Source organism: Microbacterium sp. W1-4-2, assembly GCF_058349885.2.
Window position 1 is genome coordinate 432891 of record NZ_JBYRJC020000001.1, and the last position, 15095, is coordinate 447985.

Consider the following 15095-nt stretch of genomic DNA (forward strand, 5'->3'; position numbering starts at 1 on the left):
GCTCTTGGACGGGCTGCGCCTGGTCGCTGCATTCGCCGTCGTGGGATACCACTACACCGCATTTCGTCAGCAGTTCTGGGGCGATGCGTATCCTGCGCAGGAATTCTCGTTCCTGTCGAAATTCACGGCCTACGGCGCACTCGGGGTGCAGCTCTTCTTCCTCATCAGCGGATTCGTGATCCTCATGTCCGCACAAGGGCGGACCGTGCCGCAGTTCGTCACGTCGCGGGTCTCGCGCCTGTATCCGACGTACTGGGTCGCCGTCATCGCCGCGACCATACTCACGACGGTCATCGCGCCGGGACTGTTGAAGCCCGTCGCTCCGCAGGGCTTCTTCGCCAACCTGACGATGGTGCAGCAAGGGCTGGGCGTGGCTCACATCGATGGTGTGTACTGGACCCTCTGGGTCGAGCTGCTGTTCTATGTGATGATCTGCGGCCTCTTGTCCGTCGGCATGACGGAACGTCGGATTCTGGCATTCGCCTTCCTCTGGCCCCTCGTCGCCTCGCTCGCCCGCATCACCCATCTGGACTTGCTCACGGCGGTGCTCTGGCCGCAGTACGCGCCCCTCTTCTGCGGCGGCATGGCCCTGTATCTCATCTATGCGAACGGGCACAGCCTTGTCCGTTGGCTGCTCGTGATCTACAACCTCTGCATCGCCACACAGCAGACCGTCGACAACTTCGTGATGACGTCTCTTCAGCGCAATACCGGCCTCGAGCTGTCCCCGCTGGTGGGCACTCTGGTCGTCCTCGCCATGTTCGCGGTGGTGGCTGCCGTGACGATCACGCCGTTGCGCACCCTCGGTCCCGCATGGCTGTCGTATGCGGGGGCGCTCACCTATCCGCTGTACCTGTTCCATGAGGCATGGGGGTGGTGGATCATCGACCTACTGCACGACAGCGTGGGCAAGTGGGTGACCCTCGGGGCTGCTGTCGTCGTCAGTCTGTTGATCGCGGTTGCGGTGGAGCGATGGATCGAGCGTCCTCTGCGGCCGCGGTTCACGAAGCTTCTGAAGCGTGGTTTCGCCTCAGCGAACCGTGAGGCATCACAAACCACGGTGGCCGATTCGGCCGCGTGATCCGACGCGTCAGCGCTCGGACAGCTGTATGGTCAGTGCGTTGTCACGGGCGAACGCGGCGCGCGCGTAGGCCCGACGAGCCGGTGCTGCTCTGAACAGCTGCTCGGGTACATCATCGACGATCTCCCGCTCGGGGAAGACACGCCGCCGCCGCAGGTCCGGTAGATCTGACATGACAGCTGCGAGCGGTACGACGTCGATCTCGGTGCCGACGGGGGAGACGGCCAGATGGAGCGTCTCTGATCGTGCCAGCCACATCGATTGCAGCACCTCTGTGTTCACGGGGAATTCCACCGTGGACGAGAATGGCCGGGTCGCGGCCGTCTGCGGGTGGTCGAACCCGGCATTGCGCGCGAGCATCAGCTGAACGGGTTGTTCGTCATTCCAGGACCCGACCATCCGGACCATCAGCACGAGATCGTCATCGGCCCACCGTGCCGACACGAGCTCAGCGTGCCGAGGTTGGTTCCACACCTTCAGTCCGGCGTGTCCATCGAATGTGCGGTAGGGAATGCCCCACTCGAAGCGTGGCTGAGCAGCGGGAACGCTTTCGACGAGTGCTCGTGCATCGATGGACGCGGGTCGGACACGTCCGGATCGTGTCGGCGTGATCGTGCGATGAAGATTCCAGATACCGGGTGAGAAATCGGCGATGTGGCATTCGCCGTCGGTCCCGAGCACGACGCGATCGCCGGCCGCGTTCTTCCAGAACGACCCCGCGGGAACGCCCGCCACCGTGATCGTCTGCGGTGAGGGCGAAAGCACCTGAACGGCACGTGTTCTTCTGCGCGCCCTTCCACGGTCACGGAGAACGGCCCGCATCCGTCTCGTCATCTTTGAAACGTGACTTCGGAGGGAGGTGCGAGCGCCGCGATCGCGGACGAATCGCTCGAAGGCCGCCGCCACGGTCTTCGGCGAGTACCGCTGCGATGACGTCCTTGCGGCCTGGCCGAGCGCTCGTCGGCGGCCGTCGTCGGCCATCAGTTCAGCCATCTGGCGGGCGGTGGCAGCCGGATCCCCGAGCGGGGTGAGGATCCCATCGACCCCGTCGTCTATGATCTCGCGCGGACCATCCGGACAATCGGTGCTGATCACCGGTACGCCGTTGCGCATGCTCTCGACGATCGTCATTCCGAAGGATTCACGCTCCGATGTCGAGACCGTGATGGATGCCCGTGGCCATTCGGAATCCATGTCCACGGACGCACCCATGAAGTCGACGAGGTCGCGTATCCCGAGGGCGAGGGCGTGTGCTTCGAGTCTTCCTCGAGTCGGCCCATCACCGTACAGCCGCAGTCGCCAGCCCGGGTGTTCTCCGGTCACGAGGGCGAACGCGTCGAGAAGCAGGTCGTAACGCTTCTCAGGCGCGAGCCTGCCGACACCGAAGATGAGCCTCGTGTCCAGCGATGCGTGAGCCATGTCGGGCTCGGGAATGCTGTTGGGCAGCACGCGCACGCGCTCTTCTGAGAGGGACAGGGACGCGATGACCCGGTCGCGATCGGCTGAGGTGACCGTCGTGACCAGGTCGAGTCGCGAGTAGACCTCGCGCATGCGCGAGACGACGGTTCGCGGGATCGCGGAGTGCGTCATGTGCTCTTGCGCGACGAGTGTGGCATGAGCCGGTCCGTATTCGGCGACGAGGAGGTTGAGCGACGGTCGGGTGCCGACGATGACGTCCGAGCGCGAACCGTTGAGGTGCTCGACGATCCGCTGGTCCGTCAGCTCGCTGTACTGGCGAAAGTACTCCTCGGCCGCCGGTACGAGTCTGCTCGGCAGATTGTGCAGTGTGTTGCCGCGATCACGCCCCTGCGGACGCATGTCGATGAGGTAGCGAACGCGTACACGTGGATCGATGACGAGCGAGGCCGCATCCACGCGACGGAATATCGAGGTGATCGTGACGTCGTGACGCCCGGCCAACGCGTTGGCGAGGTTGATGACCGATCGGACGGTGCCGCCGACGCCGTAGATGTTCTGATGGAGGAACTCGATCCGCATGTCACTTCTCCCACGGCGTGGCGATGGGGAAGTACGAGTCCAGGAAGGGACGGACCACGTCGAGCTGCGCTTCGAGATCGGTATCGGCCGTGAAGGTGTCGTTCAGGCAGAAGGCATCGGCGTCTCGCCTCGTCAGAAGCCGGTCGAGGCGAAGCTGGAGGTCGCGTACCGAGAGGCCGACATAGACGAAAGAGAGGCTGGAAGCGATCGCGCGGCCGACGCTGAAAGCGTAATGATGCGCGAAATTCGACGGGACGTTGATGTCCGTCGAGGCGCGGAAGCGTGCCGCGGACGTCGTGGTGAACGCCTCTGCATAACGCTCGGACATCTCCGAGATCACCGATTTCAGCAGCGGATAGGGGGCGTGTTCCATCACCTGTGCGATGGACACGCCGAACGTGTCCTTGATGAGATCGCGGACATTCTTGGTCGCGGCGTCGACCGGTGAATCCAGGGCCGACCGTTCGGTGAACGGGACGCGAGTCGGCGATGGGAAGAACTTGGCGAGGCCGTTCGGGAAGAAGAACTTGCTCGGCGGCACCGGGCGTCCCAGGAACATGTCGTCATTGAAGTAGAGGAAGTGCTCCGACAATGCGGGGATGCGATGGATGTTCGCCTCGATGGCGTGTGAATTGAACACCGGCAGCACCGAGGAGTCGGGGAAGATCTCGCGATGATCGATGACCTCGACTCCGTCGCCTGCACGGAGCCAGTCCGGGTGCTGACCGTCTGTCACGATGAACACCCGATTGATCCAGGGGGCGTTCGCGTAGAGGGATCGCAGTGAGTACCGGAGTTCGTCGCGATTGACGAACCGCGACAGCGCATTCGCTTCGGAGTGGACCGGTTCGCCGGTGAACTGCGACCGTTTGCGAGCCCATTCGGGATCGTTGCCGTCGACCCACGTGTAGACGACGTCGATGGGGAAGCGGACTTCGTCGGGGAGGTCCTGGACGAGTTGGGAATGCGCGGTGAGCGGCACCCCACTCGGCCGCCGGCGACTGCTCAGCCGGGAGAACCTGGACGCATCGATCTCAGTGGTGGCGCTGTCGTCTGTGATGATTCTCGCCGCGCGATTGTGCCGCGGGGCGATCAGCCGGTGCCGCCTGTCGTCGTCGGTGAGCGCCACGAAGGAATGGACCCCCTCGCGCCATTCGTCGCGGGTCCAGAACTCGATCTCGACGCCGTGGGATGCTCCGAAGACGTGGCTGAGGGTCGGGTCGCCGATGCTCCACCACACGCGGACGACACTGGCATTCTTCAGCTGCTGCTTCACCTGGGGTGATGCCGTCGTGAGGCCGTGCTGCGAGGTGGCCGGCGGCGGAGCGAGTTGAAGAATATGAGCCGGGCGCTCCGCCTGAACTGTGGCCGCACGTAGTGCTTCGATCGTCGAGTCACGGTCGTCCGCGAGGACCCCGATGGTCTCACCGTAAGGAGCGAATCCAGGGACGGCGAAATACGAGATCTGCGCGTCGGCGAGGATGCGTCGGACGGCGTCGACGGATGCGTATCGCACGGCGAGTGATCTCGGTCGCGGATGTACCAGGATCTCGGACTCGGTGAGCGAATGGTCCCTGCGCTCACGCGGGAGCGTCAGCAGATCGACAGGCGGGAATGTCTCGGCAACGTCACTGAATCGCGTACCCGTATCCGTCATTGCTCCCCGTGTTTCCTTCCCCCGGAGGTCGATCTGCGCCGGCTCGCGGCGATCATCCCTCGAGCCCCCAGCAGCCTCGGCGGCCAAGAGACGGGCCGCGTGCGCTGATGCCTTCAGTATCTCAGATGGTGTCTGCGGTGCTGCAGGGCTCGGGGCGGGTAGACGCCATCGGGTGCGGTGGCGGCGCGCCGGTGCGCGGGCCGCAGCATCCAGCGCGCTAGCGTGAGAGGCAAATGCGCCAGAGACTGTGTTCCAAGGTGGGGTGCTCCCGCGAAGCGGTGTCGACCCTGACATACGACTACACCGACCAGATGGCCGCGATCGGCCCGCTCGGGCGCGAAGGCGACCCGCACGCCCACGACCTGTGCGCGACGCACACCGAACGGCTGTCGGTGCCGCGGGGCTGGGTCGTCGTGCGGCACGAGACGCTGCAGGCGTAGCAGTCCTCCAGCAGCGAGGCGTTTCGACTCGCTGCGCTCGCTCGACGACCGGGGCAGGGCGGGCGGGGCGTTTCGACTCGCTCCGCTCGCTCAACGACCGGGGCCGCTCGCTCGACGAGCGGGTGGGCCCGGAGCGGCGTGGGACAATGGTGGGATGCCGGCATCCACTCCCGAGGCTCCCGTCCGCCCGATCGACTATCGCGTCGCCGACCTGTCGCTGGCCGAGGCCGGGCGCCACCAGCTGCGGCTCGCCGAGAACGAGATGCCGGGGCTGATGGCTCTGCGCGAGGAGTTCGGTCCCTCGCAGCCGCTCGCCGGCGCCCGCATCGCGGGCTCGCTGCACATGACAGTGCAGACCGCGGTGCTGATCGAGACCCTCACCGCCCTCGGCGCGCAGGTGCGGTGGGCCAGCTGCAACATCTTCTCCACGCAGGACGAAGCGGCCGCCGCGGTCGTCGTCGGCCCGCACGGCTCGGTCGCAGCCCCCCAGGGCGTGCCCGTGTTCGCGTGGAAGGGCGAGACCCTCACCGAGTACTGGGACTGCGCCGACCGCATCTTCGACTGGTCGGCCGAAGGCTTCGACGGCCCCAATCTGATCCTCGACGACGGGGGAGACGCCACCCTGCTCGTGCACAAGGGCGTCGAGTTCGAGAAGGCGGGCGCGGTTCCGGATGCTGCGGCCGGCGACTCCGCGGAGTACCGGGTCATCCTCGACCTGCTGCGCAAGAGCCTCGCCCGCGACCCGCAGCGGTTCACGCGCGTGGCCGGGGGCCTGCTGGGCGTGACCGAAGAGACCACCACCGGTGTGCACCGGCTGTACGAGCTTGCTGCATCGGGAGAGCTGCTGTTCCCCGCGATCAACGTCAACGACTCGGTGACCAAGTCGAAGTTCGACAACACCTACGGCATCCGCCATTCGCTGCCCGACGGCATCAACCGCGCGACCGACGTGCTCATCGGCGGCAAGGTCGCCTTCGTGGTCGGTTACGGCGACGTCGGCAAGGGCGCCGCCGAGGCGCTGCGCGGCCAGGGCGCGCGCGTGATCGTCAGCGAGATCGACCCGATCTGCGCGCTGCAGGCGGCGATGGACGGGTTCCAGGTCGCGCGGCTCGAGGATGTCGTGGCCCAGGTCGACATCCTCATCACGGGCACCGGCAACACACACGTCGTGACCGTCGAGCATCTGCTCGGCCTCAAGCATCTCGCTATCGTCGGCAACGTCGGCCACTTCGACGACGAGATCGACATGGCTGCGCTCGAGGCCCTGCCGGGGGCGGTGCGCGTCGAGATCAAGCCGCAGGTGCACGAGTGGCGCCTGCCGAACGGCCGCAGCATCCTCATCCTGTCCGAAGGCCGGCTGCTGAACCTCGGCAACGCGACCGGGCACCCCTCGTTCGTCATGAGCGCGTCGTTCACGAACCAGGTGCTCGGCCAGATCGAGCTGTTCACGCGCAACGAGGCGTACCCGATCGGGGTGTACACGCTGCCGAAGGCGCTCGACGAGAAGGTCGCACGCCTGCACCTCGACGCGCTCGGGGTGCAGCTGACGACCCTGACCGACGAGCAGGCCGCGTACCTGGGCGTGCCGGTCGAGGGGCCGTACAAGCTCGACCACTACCGGTACTGACCTCTGCCGGTCATTCCGACTCGGTCGCGCCGCGCGCGGCCTCGCTCAGCGACCGAGCGCGGGCGGCGCCGGCAGCAGTGCGGCCACGCGCTGGTTCTCGAGCTGCAGCGCGGCGTACTCCCGGTCGCGGCGCACGGCGATGGCGCCGCGGACGAGCGCCTCGCTGTCGACCTCGGGGATCGGCGAGACGAACGGGGCGACTTCCGCCGCGAGGGATGCCGCGAGCCGCGCGCGTGCCGACGGCTCCATCTGCGCGGCCTGACGCACGAACTGCGCGCACCGGCGGGCCAGCGGGTCGGGCAGGCGTGACACGTCCGCCACGGCCGCCCACTCGTGCAGCACCGGCGGGGCGGCGTCGGCGGGCGGCGGCAGCACGGGAGTGCGGGTGCGCTGGCAGTACGTGCCGGCCATGAGGTCGCCCAGCCGCTGGGACCGGGGCGTGAACGCGCCGGTGAGGGCGGCGATCGCGCCGACCGTCATCCAGACCTCGAGCACGCCCACGAGCGCCCGGATCAGCGCCTGGCGGAACCCCGAGGCGCCGCCGTCGGCGCGTACGATGCGGCCGCCGACCGCGAGCCGGCCGAGGCTGCGGCCGTGGCTGAGGGTCTCGACGGCGGTCGGCAGCACGACCATGACCAGCACGATCACGACCACGCCGAGGATGCCCGACGCGCTCGCACTGACGATGCTCTCGCCCAGCAGCCATCCCGACAGCCACGCCAGCAGCAGCAGCACGGCGACGCCGACGAGCACGTCGATCAGGCACCCGAGCGCGCGCAGGAAGAACCCGAGCGGCTGCACGTCGAGTGCGACGGCCTCGCCGGTGAGCACCTCGTCAGGCACGATCGTGATCGGTTCGGCGGCCATGACCTACAGTGAACCACATGGACCTCGACGCGCTCACGGCCGCCCGACGGCCCGAATGGGAGCGCCTCGACGAGCTCAGCCGGGCGCGAGCGCTGAACGGCGCCGAGGTCGACGAACTGGTCACCCGCTACCGCGCGGCCTCGGCCGACCTCTCCGAGATCAAGACCGCCGCCGGACGCACCGGGGTCGGCGACCACGTGTCGACGATCCTCGCCCGGGCGAGGCTGGCGATGACCGGGTCGGGGACCGACGTGCGCGGTGCGCTGCCGCGGTTCTTCCTCGGGCAGCTGCCCGCGGCCCTGTACCGCCTGCGCTGGACGACCCTCGCGGTCGCCGTCGGGTTCTTCGTCGTCGGCTCGCTGGTCGCGGTCTGGATCGCGAACGACGCGCAGGTCCTGGCATCCCTCGGTTCCAAGGCCGACCTCGAGTACTACGCCGAGCACAGGTTCGTGGACTACTACCGCGATAATCCCGCCGCCGTGTTCGCGGGCACGGTGTGGACCAACAACGCGTGGATCGCCGTGCAGTGCGTGCTGTTCGGGATCACCGGGGTGTGGCCGCTGTACGTCGTGATGCAGAACGCCGTCGGGGTCGGCTCGGCCGGCGCCGTCATGATCGCGACCGGCCACGGCGACGTGTTCTGGCAGTTCATCGCACCGCACGGGATGCTGGAGCTCACGAGCGTGTTCGTCGCGGCCGCCGCCGGGCTGCACGTGTTCTGGGCGTGGGTTGCGCCCGGCCCGCGCGGGCGCGGCGAGTCGCTCGCGGCCGCCGGCCGGTCGCTGGTGACCGTCGCGATCGGGCTGGTGTTCTCGCTGGCCCTGTCGGGCGCCGTGGAGGGGTTCGTCACGCCGCAGCAGTGGCCGTGGCAGGTCAAAGTGCCGATCGGCGCCCTCGCGCTGGCCGTGTTCCTCGTCTACATGCTCGTGGTCGGGCGTCGCGCGGTGCGCGCGGGCGAGACCGGCGACCTCGCCGAGAGCGAGACCGGCACGCCGCGGCTCGTCGCCGGCTGAGCCGCTCGTCGCCGACACGCGGCTGCCTCTTTTGTTGTGATCAAAAGAACGGTACTGTGGAGGCATGCACGACGAGACGGTGGTGGGCGAAGAGGCGGCGACGGCGATCCGTGCCGCAGGCCTGCGCCTGACCGATCCTCGGGCCGCGGTGTTCGACGCCCTGCGCGCGCACCCCCACGCCAGTGCCGACGACATTCTCGGTGAGATCGCGCCGCGGCTGCGGCATCCCAGCACCCAGTCCGTGTACAACGCGCTCAACGACTTCGTGGCAGCCGGGCTCGCACGACGCATCGAACCGGCCGGGCATCCGCAGCTGTTCGAGCTGCGCGTGGGCGACAACCACCACCATCTGGTCTGCTCGTCGTGCGGCAGCGTGCGCGACGTCGACTGCGTGGTGGGTGCGGCTCCGTGTCTGACGCCCTCCGACGCCCAGGGCTTTCTCATCCACGAGGCCGAGGTGACCTTCTGGGGCACCTGCGCCGCGTGCGCGGCCTGACTTCTTGCGAACCCATACCCCACCCGATCGAAGGGAAACCATGACCGACAACGTCATCGACGAGCAGGACAGCGTGATCGACACGCCCACCGCGCACGAAGAGGCCGTGGCCGAAGACGCCGCGCGCTGCCCCGTCGTGCACGGCGGCCCGACCCGCGCCGGCGGCTCGACCGCCCGCAACTGGTGGCCGAACCGACTGAACCTGCGCGTGCTCGCGAAGAACCCGCCCGCCACCAACCCGCTGGGCGCCGACTTCGACTACAAGAAGGCGTTCGAGACGGTCGACCTCGACGAGCTGCGCGCCGACATCGTCGAGGCGCTCACCACGTCCAAGGACTGGTGGCCCGCCGACTTCGGCAACTACGGGCCCGCCGTGGTGCGCATGGCCTGGCACAGCGCCGGCACCTACCGCGTCACGGACGGCCGCGGCGGCGGCAACACCGGCCAGCAGCGGTTCGCCCCGCTGAACAGCTGGCCCGACAACGCCGGCCTCGACAAGCCGCGCCGTGTGCTGTGGACGGTCAAGAAGAAGTGGGGCGACCGCATCTCGTGGGCCGATCTGATGATCTTCGCCGGCAACGTCGCGATGGAGCAGATGGGCTTCACCACGTTCGGCTTCGCCGGCGGCCGGGTGGATGCCTGGGAGCCCGACGACGACGTGTACTGGGGCTCGGAGTCGACCTGGCTCGGCGACGACAAGCGCTATACGCCGGGTGAGAAGCGCGATCTCGAGAACCCGCTCGCGGCCGTGCAGATGGGCCTCATCTACGTCAATCCCGAGGGCATCGGCGGCAATCCCGACCCGGTGGAGCTGGCCGGCGACATCCGCGAGACGTTCGCCCGGATGGCCATGAACGACGAAGAGACCGTGGCGCTGATCGCCGGTGGCCACACGTTCGGCAAGACCCACGGCGCAGGCTCGGCCGACCTCGTCGGTCCCTCGCCCGAAGAGGCGCCGATGGAGCAGATGGGCCTCGGCTGGAAGAACGCCCACGGCACCGGCAAGGGCGACGACCAGACCGCCAGCGGCCTGGAGGTCACCTGGACCTACCACCCGACGCGCTGGGACAACGAGTTCTTCCACATCCTGTACGCGTACGAGTGGGAGCTCATGGACAGCCCCGCCGGCGCGAAGCAGTGGCGACCCAAGAACGGCGCCGGCGCCGACATGGTGCCGATGGCCCACGACGCCACCAAGCGCCGCGAGCCGCGCATGCTCACCAGCGACCTGTCGCTGCGCTACGACCCGATCTACGGGCCGATCTCGGAGAAGTTCAAGGACGACCCCGAGGCGTTCGCCGACGCGTTCGCCCGCGCCTGGTTCAAGCTCACGCACCGTGACATGGGCCCGTCGACCCGCTACCTCGGCAAGCTCGCGCCGACCGAGGAGCTGCTGTGGCAGGACCCGGTGCCGGCCGTCGACCACGAGCTGATCGACGACGCCGATGCCGCGGCGCTGAAGGCGCAGATCCTCGCGTCCGGCCTGACGGTCTCGGAGCTGGTGGCCACCGCCTGGGCATCGGCCGCGTCGTTCCGCAACAGCGACAAGCGCGGCGGCGCGAACGGCGCCCGCCTGGCTCTGGCGCCGCAGAACGGCTGGGAGGTCAACAACCCGGCCCGTAGCGCCAAAGTCATCGATGTGCTGCGCGGCATCAAGGACGGGTTCGAGGCATCCGGCAAGCGCGTGTCGCTGGCCGACCTGATCGTGCTCGCCGGCAACGCAGGGGTCGAGAAGGCTGCGCAGGATGCCGGGCACGACGTGGTCGTCCCGTTCCGCGCCGGCCGCACCGACGCCACGCAGGAGAAGACCGACATCGCGTCGTTCGCGTACCTCGAGCCGATCGCCGACGGGTTCCGCAACTACGTCGGCCCGCTGGCGGTGGCGGCCGAGCTGCCCGCCGAGCACCTGCTGGTCGACAAGGCGAGCCTGCTGAACCTGACCGCGCCCGAGATGACCGTGCTGGTCGGCGGTCTGCGCGTGCTGGACACCAACTGGGACGGCTCGCCCTACGGCGTGTTCACCGACCGGCCGGGCGTGCTCACGAACGACTTCTTCGTGAACGTGCTCGACATGGAGAACGAGTGGAAGCCGCTGGATCCGGGCTCGCACGCGTTCCAGGCGACGGACCTCGGCACCGGCGAGAAGAAGTGGATCGGCACCCGCGCCGACCTCGTGTTCGGCTCGAACTCCGAGCTGCGCGCGGTCGCCGAGGTGTATGCGGCCGATGACGCCGGCGACAAGTTCGTTGCGGACTTCGTCGCCGCGTGGACGAAGGTCGTCGAGCTCGACCGCTTCGACCTCGTCTGATCGACCGCGCACAGAAGTGGCCCGCCCTGTTGAGGGCGGGCCACTTCTGCGTTCGCGGTTCTACCTCGGCTCGGGGAACAGGGCGCGGTGCACGAGGCCCGCGATCGCCCCGCCGATCAGCGGGAAGACGATGAACGCCCACAGCTGCGAGAGCGCGCCGACGCCGCCGTAGATCGCCGTCGCGATCGAGCGCGCCGGGTTCAGCGATGCGTTGTCGATCGGGATCGCGACCAGCACGCCGAGGGTCAGCGTCAGGCCGATCGCGATACCGGCGAAGCCTGCCGGCGCACGCGTGCTGGTGGACCCCGCCACGACGAGCACGAAGATGCAGGTGAGCACGATCTCCGCCACGACGGTGCCCCCCAGGCCGAAGCCGGCCGGGGAGTGGTCGCCGAAGCCGTTGCTGGCGAATCCGCCCCTCTGTGCGGTGCTCAGCCATCCCGACGGGCCGAACAGGCCGATCAGCACCAGCAGGGTCGAGGCGACGATGCCGCCCACGATCTGGCCGATCCAGTAGCCGACGGCATCCCTCCACGAGAGCCGGCCCGCGATGGTCATGCCGAGCGTGATCGCCGGGTTGAAGTGGCCGCCCGAGATCGGTCCCCACGCATACACGCCGACCAGCACGGTCAATCCGAACGCGAGTGCGACCCCCAGGTATCCGACGCCCATGGGCGAGCCCTCGGGCCCCACTGCGGCGTCGGCGGCGAACAGCGCGGTGCCGACACCGCCGAAAACGAGCACGAGCGTCCCGATCGCTTCAGCGACCACGCGCGTGGCCAGGGCAGGCCCCTCTGTTGCAGATTCCGACATGGCGGACTTCCTTTCGCCGATGACGCGAGATTATCGGCATCCGCGGGGCCGGACGGCCGCACGACACGCTGTTCTCGCAGAGTCCACCGGCCGCAGCGCCGAGCCGCGGCATCCCTCGTCTGCGTGGTCAGGCGAACAGCGTCAGTGCGTACACGGCGAACAGCACCAGGTGCGCAGCGCCGTGCAGCGCGGTCACACGCCGCCCGGCGAACGTCGCGATCGACAGCGCGAGCGAGGCGGCCAGCAGCAGGGCCGGGACCGGGTCGAGTGCGAACACCGGGTGCGCGCCGGTGGCGAAGCCCACGACGATCACCGCCGGGATCGTGAGTCCCACGGTGGACACGAGCGCCCCGTGGCACAGGTTGCTCACCCGCTGAATCTCGCCGCCGCGGGCGGCTCGCACCGCCGTGATGGCCTCGGGCAGCAACACGATCGCCGCGACGACCACACCCGACAGCGCCGGCGGCGCCTGCAGACGTGCGAGGCCGTCGTCGAGCATCGCGGCCAGGTGGTGCGAGAGCAGGACGATCGGCAGCATCGTGGCGGCCAGCACGGCCAGGCGGGTGAGGAGCTCGCGCCGGTGCGGGCGTGGGTGCGCGCAGTCGCCGGCCGTGGGATGCCACGACGCAGGGCTCATGCGGTCGTCCATGCGGTCGCTCATGCCGTCGGCGGCATGAGCGACCTCGACGAAGTCGCCTGCCTGCGCTCGGGTCTGCCGCCAGAGGACGAACGCGTATGCCGTTGCGGTGAGCACGACCACGGTCACCGCCTCGGCGGGACGGAAGCCGCCACCGGTTGCGGCCACCGTCGGCAGGCCGAAGACGAGGGCGATGAGCGCGACGAGCATCGCGAGGTAGGCGGAGGTGCCGGTGCGGTTGTGGCGCAGCCCGCCGCGGCGGATGCCGCCGACCATCAGCGCGAGGCCGATCACGAGGTTCAGGATGATCATCGACACCGCCAGCACCGAATCGCGCGCGATCGTGGTGTGCTCGCCCGGCCCGAGCATGATCGCCACGATCAGCACGACCTCGATGAGCACGATCGACAGGGTGAGCACGAGCGTGCCCCACGGGTCGCCGAGCCGCTCGGCCAGACGCTCGGCCTGGTGCACGACGCCGAACGCGCACACCACGACGACGCCGACGGTCGCGGCGAGCAGCGCGACCAGCACCGCCGCCGGGGAAGACGCCTGCAGCATCGGGGCGAGCAGTGCGATCGCGCCCACGGCGAGCCAGCCGAGCGCGATGCGCCCGAGGGCGCCAGCGGTGAGGATCGCGCGCAGCGTGGTGGGTGCTGGGGCGTTCATCGCGAATCCCGTCTCGGGGTCGTCCCCGTCAGGATCTCGCGGCGCCGGGTCGTCCCGGTCGGCGTCTCGCAGGTCTGCGCTGCGCTCCAGGGTAGCAACGGACCCTGGGCAGGGCCCGGGCACAGGTGACGACGGGAGAAGGATGCCGCGTCGCGGCCGGGGTCCGCAGCAACGGGGCCCGCGGGTCAGAGGCGGCCGGCGGCCTTCAGCTGCAGGTAGCGGTCGGCGATGCGCGGGGGAAGCTCCTCCGAGCCGGCGGCGAGGGCCTCGGCGCCGGCGCGGGTCACGGCCTGCGCGACCCGGTCGGCATCGGCGATGGACTGCTCCGTCGCGGCCGCGCGATAGATCTCGCCGACGGTCGACCGGGCAGCGACGCGGGCGTCCATGCCGGTGTCGGTGACGGTGCCCACCAGCACGTGCGTGGCCGCGGCCAGGCCCGGCAGCGAGCCGAGGAACCCGCGGGCGGCCGCCGGCTCGTCCTGCGCCGTGAGCAGCACGACCAGCGACGGGCGCACGGTCAGCGACCGGATCTGCGCGAACGCGGCATCCCAGTCCGTGTCGATGAGGCTCGGCTCGACCGGGGCCATCGCGTCCACGAGAGCGGGCAGCAGGGCGTCACCGTCCACTCCCGACACCCGCGCGCGCACGGCGCGATCGAACATCAGCAGGTGCAAGTGGTCGCCCGCCTCGGCCGCGAGGGCCGCGAGCAGGAGCGCCGCCTCCATCTCGGCATCCAATCGCACGCCGTCTCCCACGCGTGCCGCCGACGTGCGCCCGGTGTCGATGACGATCACGACGTGGCGATCGCGCTCGGGCCGCCACGTGCGCAGCATCGTCGTGCCGGCCCGGGCGGTGGCGCGCCAGTCGATCGAGCGCACGTCGTCGCCGCGCACGTACGGGCGCAGGCTGTCGAACTCGGTGCCCTGCCCGCGGATCAGCACGCTCGTGGCCCCGTCCAGCTCACGCAGCCGCGCCAGGCGCGAGGGCAGATGCCGGCGCGAGACGAACGGGGGCAGCACGCGCAGAGCTCCGCGCACGGCGATGCGCCCCTGGCGGCCCGCCAGGCCCAGCGGCCCGAGGCTGCGGATCACGACGAAGTCGCTCGCGAGCTCTCCCCGTCTGCGCGGATGCAGCGGCACGTCGAAGCGCTGCGGATCGTCGGGTTCCAGGCGCAGCGGAAGACGGGATGCCGCAGCCCCCGCCGTCGGCTGCCACGCGTCGCGCATCCACCCGCGCAGCCGCCGCGGGCTGCGCAAGGTCACCGTCGCCGTCACCCGGCTGTGCAGCAGGGCGCGGCGCGGGACGTCGCGCTGCACGCGCACGGCGAGCGGAGAGGCGGCGGCTGCGGCATCCACCCCCGCCAGCACCGCGCACACGGCGATCCAGCCGGACGCGGCGATCCAGCCGTCCACGCCTGCGACGGCGAGCACGACGACCGGGATCGCGCCGAGCGCGACCAGCAGGGGAAGGCGGCCGGTGACGTACACGG

The 15095-nt window shown here is 69.3% G+C and carries 12 protein-coding genes; 6 read left to right on the top strand and 6 right to left on the bottom strand.

Features of this window, described 5'->3' with window-relative positions:
• The first annotated feature begins 4 nt into the window (after positions 1–4).
• Complete coding sequence (locus AC3RX0_RS01835) at positions 5–1081, top strand: acyltransferase family protein (protein ID WP_491504238.1); 1077 nt, start codon at positions 5–7, stop codon at positions 1079–1081.
• Between the two features lie 9 nt (positions 1082–1090).
• On the opposite strand, the gene AC3RX0_RS01840 is transcribed toward AC3RX0_RS01835, so the two are convergent.
• Both AC3RX0_RS01840 and AC3RX0_RS01845 read right to left on the bottom strand, forming a co-directional pair.
• Complete coding sequence (locus AC3RX0_RS01840) at positions 1091–3079, bottom strand: glycosyltransferase family 4 protein (protein ID WP_491504239.1); 1989 nt, start codon at positions 3077–3079, stop codon at positions 1091–1093.
• Between the two features lies 1 nt (position 3080).
• Entirely contained in the window at positions 3081–4595 is a 1515-nt protein-coding gene (locus AC3RX0_RS01845) for a stealth family protein (RefSeq protein WP_498165842.1), read from the bottom strand.
• Positions 4596–4969: 374 nt separating this feature from the next.
• Between AC3RX0_RS01845 and AC3RX0_RS01850 the strand changes: the two genes are divergently transcribed.
• Together AC3RX0_RS01850 and ahcY are read left to right on the top strand one after the other, a co-directional pair.
• Positions 4970–5176 carry a DUF3499 family protein gene (locus AC3RX0_RS01850; RefSeq protein ID WP_491504241.1) on the top strand — a complete coding sequence of 69 codons (207 nt, stop codon included), beginning with the start codon at positions 4970–4972 and terminating at the stop codon, positions 5174–5176.
• A 154-nt stretch (positions 5177–5330) separates the two neighbouring features.
• Positions 5331–6803 carry an adenosylhomocysteinase gene (gene ahcY, locus AC3RX0_RS01855; RefSeq protein WP_491504242.1) on the top strand — a complete coding sequence of 491 codons (1473 nt, stop codon included), beginning with the start codon at positions 5331–5333 and terminating at the stop codon, positions 6801–6803.
• Between the two features lie 45 nt (positions 6804–6848).
• Here the strand turns inward: ahcY and AC3RX0_RS01860 are convergent, their stop codons facing one another.
• Complete coding sequence (locus tag AC3RX0_RS01860; RefSeq protein WP_491504243.1) at positions 6849–7670, bottom strand: RDD family protein; 822 nt, start codon at positions 7668–7670, stop codon at positions 6849–6851.
• Positions 7671–7687: 17 nt separating this feature from the next.
• Here AC3RX0_RS01860 and AC3RX0_RS01865 point away from each other — a divergent pair, with 17 nt between their 5' ends.
• The 3 genes from AC3RX0_RS01865 (at position 7688) to katG (ending at position 11487) form a co-directional block, all read left to right on the top strand.
• Positions 7688–8683, top strand: coding sequence for a stage II sporulation protein M (locus tag AC3RX0_RS01865; protein WP_491504244.1), 996 nt, complete (start codon positions 7688–7690; stop codon positions 8681–8683).
• Positions 8684–8747: 64 nt separating this feature from the next.
• A complete protein-coding gene (locus AC3RX0_RS01870; RefSeq protein WP_491504245.1) occupies positions 8748–9179 on the top strand; it encodes a Fur family transcriptional regulator in 432 nt (143 codons plus the stop codon).
• 40 nt (positions 9180–9219) lie between these two features.
• Positions 9220–11487: a catalase/peroxidase HPI gene (katG, locus tag AC3RX0_RS01875; RefSeq protein ID WP_491504246.1), complete on the top strand. Its 2268-nt coding sequence runs from the start codon at positions 9220–9222 to the stop codon at positions 11485–11487.
• A 60-nt stretch (positions 11488–11547) separates the two neighbouring features.
• Here katG and AC3RX0_RS01880 read toward each other — a convergent pair whose 3' ends face one another.
• The 3 genes from AC3RX0_RS01880 to AC3RX0_RS01890 all read right to left on the bottom strand — a co-directional run bounded on the left by AC3RX0_RS01880 (position 11548) and on the right by AC3RX0_RS01890 (position 15093).
• Positions 11548–12300 (bottom strand): aquaporin, encoded by a 753-nt coding sequence (locus AC3RX0_RS01880; RefSeq protein ID WP_491504247.1) that lies wholly within the window; start codon positions 12298–12300, stop codon positions 11548–11550.
• 127 nt (positions 12301–12427) lie between these two features.
• Positions 12428–13606 (bottom strand): calcium:cation antiporter, encoded by a 1179-nt coding sequence (locus AC3RX0_RS01885; protein ID WP_491504248.1) that lies wholly within the window; start codon positions 13604–13606, stop codon positions 12428–12430.
• A 185-nt stretch (positions 13607–13791) separates the two neighbouring features.
• Positions 13792–15093: a DUF58 domain-containing protein gene (locus tag AC3RX0_RS01890; protein ID WP_491504249.1), complete on the bottom strand. Its 1302-nt coding sequence runs from the start codon at positions 15091–15093 to the stop codon at positions 13792–13794.
• Positions 15094–15095: the final 2 nt, after the last annotated feature.